This window comes from Dawidia cretensis, from assembly GCF_018598175.1.
Lineage (GTDB): Bacteria > Bacteroidota > Bacteroidia > Cytophagales > Cyclobacteriaceae > Ohtaekwangia > Ohtaekwangia cretensis.
Window position 1 is genome coordinate 190,209 of record NZ_JAHESE010000002.1, and the last position, 11,612, is coordinate 201,820.

Sequence of the window (11,612 nt, forward strand, 5' to 3'; positions counted from 1 at the left end):
ATGAAAAGCGTATTGATCTTAGGCGCCGGCTCCGACGTAGGGGTGGCGCTGGCCAAAGTATTTGCGCAGCAGGGCGCTACGGTTACCCTGGCAGGCCGCGATATTCCTTACCTGGAAACCATTGCAGCCGACTTGCGCATACGCTATACCCGCGCGTCGGTCTATGTGCAGCCGTTTGATGCTGTCGCATATGACACCCACGCGGCATTTTACGCCGGGCTACCGCAAGCATCCGATGTCACGATCTGTGTGTTTGGCTACTTGGGCGACCAGGAGAAAGCGCAGCAAGACTTTGCTGAGAGCCGCAAGATTATCGAATCCAACTATGTAGGCGCCGTGTCGATCCTGAACGTCGTGGCCGAAGACTACCAACGCAAGGGCAGCGGTGTGATCGTTGGCGTCAGCTCGGTGGCGGGTGATCGCGGGCGTCAGAGCAACTACGTGTATGGCAGCGCCAAGGCCGGCTTTACCGCGTATCTTTCGGGGCTGCGAAACCGGCTGGTGAAAAACAATGTTCATGTCATGACGCTCAAGCCCGGGTTCATTAAAACCAAGATGGTGGCGGGCCTGCACACACCGCCGGCGCTTACAGCCTTGCCCGACAAGCTGGCGGCGTATGTATACAAGGCGATCGGCAAGAAACGCAACGTGGTGTACTACCTGCCTTTATGGCGTTATATCATGACCATTATCGTGCTCATTCCCGAAAGCATCTTTAAAAAACTCAAGCTGTAACGGTATGGCGACTGCAAGCGGCGAAAAGGTGTTGGTACTGTTCGACCTGGACGGGACGCTGACAACAAAGGATACGTTTCTCGAGTTTATCAAGTTCTATCACGGAGCGCCTAAATTCTATGGAGGTTTTTTATTACTCTCGCCGTGGCTGGTGTCCATGAAGCTGGGACTTATTCCGAACTGGAAAGCCAAGGAGCGCGTGCTACGTTACTTCTTTGGTGGCGAGGACGAAGCTACCTTTCGCAGCAAAGCGGAGGCGTTTGCCGATCAGGTCATTCCCACCATGTTGCGCCCGGAGGGCTTGACAACGCTGCGCAAGCATCAGGAGGACAACCATCACGTCGTGGTCGTTACGGCTTCAGCCGAAGATTGGGTGGGACCGTGGTGCAAAGCCCGCAACCTGCAGATCATCGGCACGCAGCTGCAGCGTGATGGACAAAAGATTACGGGCACGCTGGCCACGAAAAATTGTTACGGCGAGGAGAAAGTTTGTCGTATACGCGAAACGTTGGATTTAACAGCCTACGATACAATCTACGCCTATGGCGACAGCAGTGGCGATAAACCTATGCTGGCGCTGGCGCATCATTCCTTTTACAAGCCTTTTCGGGGCTGATCAAACGATCAGCCCTCTTCTTTTAATTTTCCACCCGGCGGGTAGAACAGGAATGTCATGTTGTAGCGTCGGCAGAGGTTATAGAAGATCATCGGCACCAGGCAGCCCAGTGTGGTGCTGATGAGCGCAATGAGCCCGCCATTGGTTACGTGGAATACTTTAAAGAGTACGATGCGGATGGGCGCGCTGACCAGTACGTGCATGAGGTATATATAGAGCGAGTGGAAGCCTGCCACGCGTACAAACAGCAGCCAATCGACATTGGCCAGGTGAAAGGAGATCATGATCGTGAGCACGCTGCCGACCAGGGCAATGATGGCATATACGAAGGGCTCGAGGTTTTCGAAGTTCAGGTAAAGATACTGCGTGGCAATAAACAACGCTGTGAATACGAATAGCCAGGCGTAGGAGAGGATCGTGCTGCGGTTTTCTTTATTTAAGACGAAGGACGACGTGAGATCGCCGATGACGATATAAATAAAGTTCTCGAGTATATCATCGATAACATGTATGTCGATAAAACGGTTGATGAAATAAAAAACTATGCCAATGACGAAGAGGGCGATCTTGTTGCCTTTCGTCAGGTGGAAGAGCAAGAGATACACGAGCGCCAGGTTGAAGAGGGCATAGATAAACCAGAACTGGTCGATCGATCGCGGGTTGATGAAGACCGCGATATAGTCATGCCAGGTGCGGTCGGCATTGATGTAATTGGAGAATACAATCTGTACGGAGATTTGAATGAACGTCCAGATGAGATACGGGTATAGCAGCGTGCGCAGCTTGCTTTGGACGAACTCGCCGGCGGTACGCTTCAACAGGCTGGACCGAAGGAAGAAGCCGGAGAGAATAAAGAACAGCGGCATCCGGAAGCTGTAGGTGATATCTGCAATCGTTCGATACGCTTCGTGAATCGGAATTTCACTGCGTTCGATGCCGATGACGATGTGCCGGAAAACTACCATGATGATGGCGGCCCCTTTGGCAAAGTCAATCCAGGTAAGCCGGCTTTTCCGGATAGCAGATACGTTAAAGAGCGCGTCGAGAGAAAACATTTGTTTTTTATGGATAAAGTCGTTGTGAGATCAGATTATTTTTTACTTTGCTGAGTCTATTAGTCTATTGTCTTTTACTGGAGTATGTAGTATGGCTCAATCTAAAACGTATCTCAATTACATTCACAATTTCCGTGGTGTCGCCATCATCTTTGTGGTGGGTGGGCATATCCTGTATGGCTGGCATGATAAGTCGTCGATCGGGTACCAAATTATCAATTCTGTATTTCAAAACGGTACTGTTCTCTTCATTTTTATAGCGGGCTATCTTTTTCAGCACCTTTCCAGGGGGTTTGAATACAAGTCGTATCTGGAAAAGAAAGTGACCAATGTGTTGTTGCCTTATTTGATCGTCTCGCTGCCGATCTTATTGGTGCGGCTTTACAGCGGTGCGCCTGACTACCTGGTGGAGCTCGAACCGGACTACGCCCACTGGTCTGTGGCCCATCGATGCTTCTGGCTGCTCATCACGGGGGCACATTTGCTGCCGCTGTGGTTTGTGCCTATGATCACGCTGTTTTACCTGTGCGCACCGTTGTTGCTGGCGATCGATCGCCGGCCCCGGTACTACTGGGTTCTGATTCTGCTGGTCATTGTTTCGTTGCTGGTGCCGCGGAAAGAGCTGGAGAATATTCCGCGTATGTTTATCCATTTCCTGTCGGTATACGTTTTCGGCATGTTTTGCAGCCATTACAAAAATGAGCTGCTGGAATTCTCTAAACGCTGGTGGCAGCCGATGACGGCGCTGACGGTGGTGGTTGTGATCGCAAGTTTGTTTAAAATTCCACTGTACGATCAGATGATGTACGTGCAGAAAATGCTGCTTTGCTGGTTCTTTATTTATTGGTTGTGGCGTTGGGATGCGCATGTGCCCAAGATCACCGGCTTCCTGGCGGAAATCAGCTTCGGGATATTCTTTGTGCACTTCTATTTCGTCATTGGCCTGCGCTACTTACAAGAGCGCGTGCTGCATATTGAAATCCGGGAGATCGTCTTATACTGGTCCATCCAGTTTATAGGTGTCATGGTAACAACATCCCTATTTATTTGGGTAATGCAGAAAATCTTCGGAAAACGAAGCCGGATGCTGATTGGGTGTTAACTATACCTGTGTCCAATAAGTGCGCTTTTGGCGATTGATATGCGCCATTCACCGATGTAGTGTTCTTTCGACGCCGGAATATACTTCTATTTGCATACGCTTCGAACAACCCCATTAAAAGCCAGTCGCCCAAGGCTTTCGTAACATTATATTAGGAGTTTTATTGTGCAACGGAGATTAAAGTTATACCTTTAAGACCGGCATCGGCTTGTCTTAAGCGTAAGTATGCTGAGATCTCTCGGAGCTCTGTCTTTCAGGAGATTCAATTCACAACCAAATTAACATGATTCGCCCCTCTACGAATTCTGTCCCTACCCGGTGGTATACCCTTTTGTCTGGTATTACTATCCTCTTCCTTTTGGCATCCCTGACTACATGTGTATGGGGGCAGGGTGTTCAAGTTGAAAAGCGTAAAGGCACTACCGCGGCGCAGTATGGCTATTACGAGTATTTGCCCGTGGGCTACGACACAGACGCTACCAAGAAATGGCCAGTGCTCCTTGTTTTGCACGGCCAGGGCGAGCTCGGTAACGGTACAACGGAGCTATACAAAGCTATTGTTAACGGCCCTGGAAAGGAGATTAAGAAAGGACGCAATTTTCCGATGGTTGTGCTCTCACCCCAATCATTGTATTGGTGGGGTGCGCCAACCATCGACCTGTTTGTCGAGTATATCAAGAAAACGTACCGCATCGATACAGATCGCTTTTATTTGACGGGACTGAGCATGGGGGGTATCGTTGCGTGGGAATATGCCGCTAAATATCCCGACAAGATTGCCGCGTTGGTGGCCATTGCCGGTAACGGAAATGCGCAGGACCCCTGCCAGCTCGCGAAAGTACCTATCTGGGCTTTTCACGGTGATGCCGATAAGACGGTAGACAAATACGGTTCTATAAATATAGTAGCGGCTGTAAATAAGTGTACAAGCCCCGTAGCGAACCCGCAAGCTAGGTTGACAATGTATCCCGGTGTGGGACATGATTCCTGGACCAGGACTTACGACGGGAGCGCGGGCCATGATATTTATACCTGGATGTTGGGTTTCTCGAAGACAGGAGCGGCTAACGCACCGCCCATTGCAAATGCAGGGGCGGACAAATCGCTGCAATTACCGACCAACCAGATCATTATTACCGGCACAGGCAGTGATCCGGAGGGCGGGGCAGTAACCTATGCATGGACCAAGACCAGTGGCCCTGCGGCGACCCTGGCAAATGCAACCACGGCAAGCCTCACGGCGAGCGCGCTGGTAGCGGGTACGTATGTATTTACATTGACGGTGAAAGATAACCTCGGCAATGTAGCCAGTGATCAGATGTCGTTAGTCATCAGCCCAGCGGCGGTAAACGCGTCTCCTGTTGTCAACGCCGGGGCTGATCAGGTCATTACGCTGCCGCAGAGCAGCACCATCATTACTGGTACAGCATCGGATGATGGTACAATCGCTCAATATCTGTGGAGCCAGCGGTCAGGGCCGTCGTCCGTGATATCGGATACGCAGATGCCGCAGATTACAGTGAGCGGTCTCTCACAACCTGGCGTCTATGTATATCGCCTGACGGCAACGGACGATAAAGGTGCTACTGGTTTAGACGAGGTACAGATTACCGTGAACGCCGCGCAAGTCAATCAAAAACCGGTTGTGACGTTGGGTACAGACATTTCGATTACACTGCCACAGAACACTGTTGTTATACCCAGCGCCGCCACGGACAACGATGGCACGATCGAAGGTTATCTGTGGACGAAGATCAGTGGGCCCGCGTGGACGCCTGTCAATGAAACTACACCGGAGCTCACGGCAAGAGATTTAGTGGCCGGCATCTATGTCTTCCGCCTGACAGCGCGCGACGATATAGGCGAAGAGGGGTATGATGAAATAAAGGTGACGGTACTCGACGCTGTCAACCAGACGCCGACGGCATCGGCTGGGGCTGATAAAACTGTGGTATTGCCGACGAATACCGCCAGCCTGATCGGCAGTGGCAATGATCCCGACGGTGGCATTGTGACGTATCAATGGGTGAAAGTGAGTGGCCCGGATGCGGACCTTGTCAACGCTACGAATGCACATGCGACAGCCAATAACCTTGTCGAAGGTGTATATGTCTTCAGTCTGACGGTGACTGACGATAAGGGAGCCTCGGCCATAGACGAGATGACATTAACGGTACAGGCCGACGGCGTCAACCAACCGCCGACTGTCAACGCCGGTGACAACGTGAACGTTATATTGCCGCAGGCCGCGGTAGCCCTGACGGCAACGGCGAACGACCCCGACGGTACGATTCAAAGTTATCAATGGATAAAAGTGAGTGGTGGCGCCATTACGTTTACCGGTGCCACGACGAATCAGATTGGCGTGACCGACCTGGTGGCCGGTACGTTCCGCTTCCGTGTGACGGTGACAGACAACGATGGTGCGACGGCTTTTGACGACGTTGACCTGATCGTGTCGCCGCCAACCATCAACAATGCCCCGGTGGTGACTGCCAGTGCGAACGTAACGCTCATGCTTCCTATAAACAATACCGTACTGACGGCGGCGGCGAACGACCCGGATGGTACCATTGCAAGTTACGAGTGGATGAAGGTTAGTGGCCCGACGGCGGGTACACTGGAGGGTGCAGAAACGTCTGCGCTCACGCTTTCCGATTTAGTGCAGGGTACCTATATTTTTCGTATCACTGTGACCGACGATGCCGGCGCCAGCGCCTCTGACGAGGTGTCGGTAGAAGTACGTCCTTCGGGGACGCAGACGTGTAACTGTGACCACGTAATTGAAGCCAAGAGCGACTACATCAAGGCGATGGATATGCCTAAGCCGGTGAAGCCAGGCGACGTGGTATGTGTTCGGGCGGGTAACCGCAGTTACTTACGATTCCTGGACTTTGTAGGAACGGCGGATAAACCCATCACGTTCATTAACTGCGGCGGGCAGGTTGTGATCAACAACCCGCTTACGGACGGTTCGTTGAGCTTCACACGCTGTAAGTATTTCCGGGTAACAGGTACGGGTGATCCTAATTTCTTCTACGGATTCAAGATCGCGGTGTCTACCAAGAATACGGCGATGTTCATGTCGGACAGTGACTTCGAAGTAGACCACATCGAGATCGCTAACTCGGGTTACGCCGGGATCATGTGCAAGATTGACCCGACATGCGCGAATCCGCAGTACCACCGTGGTAACTTTGTGATGGAGAATATTAAGTTGCATGACAACTATATCCACGACACGAACGGCGAGGCCTTTTATGTTGGGTATTATGCCTATGGTGGCATTGAAAACGGGACTTGCGGAAAGATATACCCGCACGATATCAAGAATATCAAGATCTACAACAACATCATCCGCAATACGGCGGCCGACGGCTTGCAGGTAACGTGCGCGGTGGAGGGGTGTGAGATCTATAATAACTCGATCGAGAACTACGGCCTCAATCCGTTCTCGGCGGATCAAAATAACGGTATCATCATTGGTGGCGGTACGTCGGGGCTTTGCTACAACAACTACATCCGGAAGGGGAGTGGTGTGGGGATGGCTGTCTTCGGTTTGGGAGGTAATATCATTTTTAATAATATCATTACCGAGACGGGCTCACACGGTGTATACTTCGGGATAGGATCGACCATTCCGGGACGTGGCTTTAGCTTCATCAACAATACCATCATGAATACCAAGCTGGATGGTATTCGCTATGAAAACCAGGTGGCCAAAGGCAGCAAGTTCTATAACAACCTGGTGATCAATCCGGGTACGTACGACACGTATGAAAGGGCGGACTTCTGTGCGAAAGGAAAAGATGCGTTCTTCTACTCCAACTGCCGGATCGGTATGGACTACGACTCGTCCAACTTCTTTTTTGTGCGGAATATTGCTTCGGTGAAGTTTGTCAATCCCACCAACTTTGATTTTCACCTGTTGCCAAATTCGCCGGTGATCGACATTGGTCGCGATGTGTCGGCTTACAATGTCAACTTTGATCATTTCATGCTGACGCGTCCTTCGGGCCTTAAATATGACATTGGGGCGACCGAATATCAAACCAGCGGATCGACGAATAAGATTCCGATCATTACGATGCCGGCCAACCAGACATTGACCTTGCCGACCAACTCGACGACGTTGACGGCGTCGGCGGTTGACCAGGACGGCACGATCGCGGGGTATTCCTGGATACAAGTGTCCGGACCGACCGATGCGCAGCTGGCCAATGTCACGACTAAAACATTAACCGCGAGCTCCCTGGCCGAAGGCGAATATGTCTTCCGTCTGACGGTGAAAGACAATGAGGATGCTCCGGCCTCTGCGGACGTGAAGGTGACCGTGAAGGCGCTTGCCGCCAATAAACCACCCATCGTGAACGCGGGCACCTATCCGTCTATTACGCTGCCCACCAACACGATCGTGCTGAAAGGCATTGCTTCCGACGAAGATGGCACCATTGTGAAATATGCCTGGACGAAAGTGAGCGGCCCGACGGCCATCGGTTCGAGCGTGGACAAAGCCAGCGCAACGTTTAGCGGACTGGTAGCGGGTATTTATAAATTTAGGCTGACAGTAACGGATGACGATGGCGCAACGGCATTTGCCGAAGCGAGCGTGACTGTACAGTCTGCGGTGGTGAACAAAGCGCCGGTGGCCAATGCGGGGGCCAACCGTGACATTACGCTGCCGATCAACGGTCTTACCTTGAACGGTAGTGGTAGCGATGCGGACGGTACTATTACGAAGTATGCCTGGAACCAACAAGGTGGTCCCACCACGATAACGCTTACGACGACAAATCAACCGAACCTGACAATGACAGGCCTCGTGGCCGGTGTCTATACCTTCCGCCTGACGGTGACAGACAATGCCAATGCTACTGCCTTTGCGGATGTGCTGGTGACAGTGCACATGGCGGATGCGCCAAAGCCGCCGGTGGTGTCGGCAGGAAATGACCGGGAGCTCTCCTTGCCTACGAATACGGTAACGTTAACCGGTACCGCCAGCGGTGAAACGACACTCACATATCAATGGACCAAACGCAGCGGGCCGAATGCCACGTTGGCGAATGCGACCACTCCGACGCTGCAGCTAACGGAGCTCGTGCAAGGTACATATGTATTCCGTTTGACCGTGCGGGATGAAAATTCGCTGTCGGCGTTTGACGACGTGACGGTGACGGTATTGCCGGAGGCAATCAACATTTTACCTCTTGCCGATGCGGGTGGAAACCAATCCATCAAGCTTCCGACTACTTCGGTGACGCTGAATGGTACAGGTAGCGACGCGGACGGCAACGTGGTGACTCTTCTATGGTCTCAGTTGACGGGCCTGCCGGTGAGCATTACCGAGAAGATACCGGGTCAAGGCGATGTTGTTGTCGTAGAAGGTTTCGATGCAGGTACCTATACATTCCGTTTGACAGTGACGGACAACGATGGCGCCACGGACACCGATGACATGGCGGTCGAAGTAGGCACTGTGACGGCCAACCTGCGGCCGATTGCCGATGCAGGCGATGATGTCACAAAATTTCTTCCCGATAACACTGTAACGCTACGCAGCGCGGGTACTGACTCTGACGGTACGATAAAAGAGTATAAATGGGAGCAAGATTCCGGGCCGCGACCGCTGGATTTGCCGCCGCCGTCTCCTACGCCGGGTGACTTTGTTATCAACGACATGATCGCAGGCGTCTATAAAGTCTATCTGGTCGTGAAAGACGACAAAAACGCCATGGCGGCAGACACGTTGATGATCACTATTCTACCCGAAACGGTGAACCAGGCGCCGCGGGCAATCGTCGGCGAAGACATCACCGTACGCCTGCCGATCGCGCAGGTGGTGATAGAGGGTAGTGGCACCGACCCCGACGGACAGATCGTTTCGTATCAATGGACAATGACCGGGGGGGAAGGGATCACGCTGAACAATGCCGATACTCCCACGCTGACGGTAACAAACCTTCTGGCCGGTGAATATACGTTTGTGCTGACGGTGACGGACAACGACGGCGAGACAGCAACGGCCCAAATGGCGCTGATTGTGGGGCCGGAGCGCACAGGTCCCGAGGCCTTTGCCGGTGCTGATACCGTGGTGAGCATGCCCGTGGATGTTGTGAAGCTCGTAGGCTTTGGCAGTGTAACGGAAGGCGCGATCACGGAATACATGTGGGTAAAAACATCCGGTCCGGACGTGGTGTTGGAGAATTACGAAACGCCCGAGCTTGATCTTACGGGTGTACATCCGGGCGAATACACGTTCACCTTTACGGTGACGGACGACCAGGGTGCTTCCGCATCCGACGATGTCTTTGTGGTCGTGACGGAGTCGCTTGGAGCGCCGAAGGTCTTTACGCCCAACGGTGACGGACAGAACGATGTCTGGGCAGTCAAGAACGTTGCCCTGGTGAATGGGTGTCCGCTGGCCATTTATGATAAGCTTGGTAACAAGGTATATGAGTCCACCAGCTATGGCAACGAATGGGATGGGCAATATAAAGGACGTAAGCTGGAGCCTGGCCCTTATTATTACGTCTTCAAGTGTGGTGGTGCGAATGTCTTCACTGGTGGCGTCCGGTTAATACGATAAAGACCCTTGCTTTGATAAAATTCTACCGAACCATTTGCCTGAGCGGTTTACTTCTTTTGTGCTGCGCGCGCGTGCAGGCACAGAACTATCCGCTGTATAATCAGTTCTTAGCAAACCCGTATTTTTATAATCCGTCGTTTGCTGCCAACAACGGCTATAGCGAGCTGAACCTCCTCTATCGAAAACAGTGGTCGGGAATCGACGATGCCCCGGAGGTGAATGGCTTTGCCTTGCAATATGCCACACGCAACAACATCTCGCTGGGCTTTAATTTTTACACAGAGAAGTCGGTTGTGTATAAGTCTTCTTCGGGCATGCTGACCTTTGCCTATAAAGTGCCGCTGACCAGTGACAGCTATTTAAAGTTTGGGTTATCGGGCGGTCTGGGAGTGTCATCGCTAGACATGGATGCGATAAACGAAGCGGGCACCAATACCGGGCTTGATCCTGCGCTGGCGAATGCTGCCGGTACGACGTATGCCCTTCGGGGCAACTTCGGCGTGCATTATCGCTTCCGGAATTTTACTCTTGGCTTTGCCTTGCCGAACATTTTCGAATCGCACGAGAACGATACGATGCAGGTGAACGACGTAAAGGTATCCAGGCTGAGCGACCAATTGTTTACACTGAGCTATAAAGCGTTGCTGAGTGACAAGTTTACCGTGGAACCGTATGTTCTGTACCGCCGTCTGAATGCGATACAAGACCAAAAAGAAGCCTCGGTACTATTATACTATCGTAACCAGATCTGGGTAGGAGGGGGGTATCGCCTGAACTACGGCCCGACACTGACGATTGGAATGGCCTTGCGCGACATTGTACGGGTTGGCTATTCGTACGAGATCCCAGCCTCGCAGAAGGCTATTTCGACGTATGGCTCGCACGAGGTGCAGCTACAGATACGCCTGGGCAAACCAAAGGGGCCCAAGTCCAAGACGGCGGCCACAGCGTTGACGCAAGTTGAGCTCGACTCGGTGAAGGCTCAGATTGATTCGATCAAAACCGCGAAACAGGAGGCCGATATTAAAGCACGCAACGAACGGCTGGAACGCGAGGAAGCGGAGGCCGCCCTGGCGAAAGAGCGCAAGGAACGTGAGCGGTTGGAAAAAGAACGCCAGGCAACCGAGAAGGACAACCAGGTGGCTGCCCCAGTGACCGAGCCTGTGCCTCCGACACAACCTGTTGTCCCAGATAATTCCGATAAGGAAACGAAGAAAAAGGCAAACGAGGCAATCCGGCTTACGCCACCGGGTCACCTCTCGCCGGGAATTTATGTTGTGGTGGGAGCCTTCAAAGTCCATGAACATGCACTGGATTACCAGCGTAAAGCGCTGGCGGCGGGCTTCCCGACGCAGTTAGGGGTTGGGAAGAAAGGATTGTACTACGTGTATGTCTACACGTCAAATTATCTTGAAAGTTCAAGAAAAATGAGGGATCATATCCGACAATTAAGGGTACTGGATTTCAAGAAAGCCTGGGTAATGGAAGTCGATTAAAATTAGCTTGCGTGATATTTTT

The 11,612-nt window shown here is 52.2% G+C and carries 6 protein-coding genes; 5 read left to right on the forward strand and 1 reads right to left on the reverse strand.

The annotated features are described in order from the left end of the window. Together KK062_RS04340 and KK062_RS04345 are read left to right on the forward strand one after the other, a co-directional pair. Positions 1-735 (forward strand): SDR family oxidoreductase, encoded by a 735-nt coding sequence (locus tag KK062_RS04340; RefSeq protein ID WP_254083025.1) that lies wholly within the window; start codon positions 1-3, stop codon positions 733-735. A gap of 4 nt (positions 736-739) precedes the next feature. Next, entirely contained in the window at positions 740-1,351 is a 612-nt protein-coding gene (locus KK062_RS04345) for an HAD-IB family hydrolase (protein ID WP_254083026.1), read from the forward strand. 8 nt (positions 1,352-1,359) lie between these two features. Here KK062_RS04345 and KK062_RS04350 read toward each other — a convergent pair whose 3' ends face one another. Beyond that, entirely contained in the window at positions 1,360-2,406 is a 1,047-nt protein-coding gene (locus tag KK062_RS04350) for an acyltransferase family protein (RefSeq protein ID WP_254083027.1), read from the reverse strand. A 91-nt stretch (positions 2,407-2,497) separates the two neighbouring features. Here KK062_RS04350 and KK062_RS04355 point away from each other — a divergent pair, with 91 nt between their 5' ends. The 3 genes from KK062_RS04355 to KK062_RS04365 all read left to right on the forward strand — a co-directional run bounded on the left by KK062_RS04355 (position 2,498) and on the right by KK062_RS04365 (position 11,590). Beyond that, a complete protein-coding gene (locus KK062_RS04355) occupies positions 2,498-3,508 on the forward strand; it encodes an acyltransferase family protein (protein WP_254083028.1) in 1,011 nt (336 codons plus the stop codon). Positions 3,509-3,866: 358 nt separating this feature from the next. Then, the gene (locus KK062_RS04360) at positions 3,867-10,094 is read left to right on the forward strand and encodes an alpha/beta fold hydrolase (protein ID WP_254083029.1); all 6,228 of its coding nucleotides are present in this window, start codon (positions 3,867-3,869) and stop codon (positions 10,092-10,094) included. 11 nt (positions 10,095-10,105) lie between these two features. After that, positions 10,106-11,590, forward strand: coding sequence for a PorP/SprF family type IX secretion system membrane protein (locus KK062_RS04365; protein ID WP_254083030.1), 1,485 nt, complete (start codon positions 10,106-10,108; stop codon positions 11,588-11,590). The last annotated feature ends 22 nt before the right edge of the window (positions 11,591-11,612 follow it).

Excerpts from the sequence above, each read along its gene's own strand:
- KK062_RS04340 (WP_254083025.1), top strand. The coding sequence starts at position 1 with ATGAAAAGCGTATTGATCTTAGGCGCCGGCTCCGACGTAGGGGTGGCG.
- KK062_RS04345 (WP_254083026.1), top strand. The coding sequence starts at position 740 with ATGGCGACTGCAAGCGGCGAAAAGGTGTTGGTACTGTTCGACCTGGAC.
- KK062_RS04350 (WP_254083027.1), bottom strand. The coding sequence starts at position 2,406 with ATGTTTTCTCTCGACGCGCTCTTTAACGTATCTGCTATCCGGAAAAGC.
- KK062_RS04355 (WP_254083028.1), top strand. The coding sequence starts at position 2,498 with ATGGCTCAATCTAAAACGTATCTCAATTACATTCACAATTTCCGTGGT.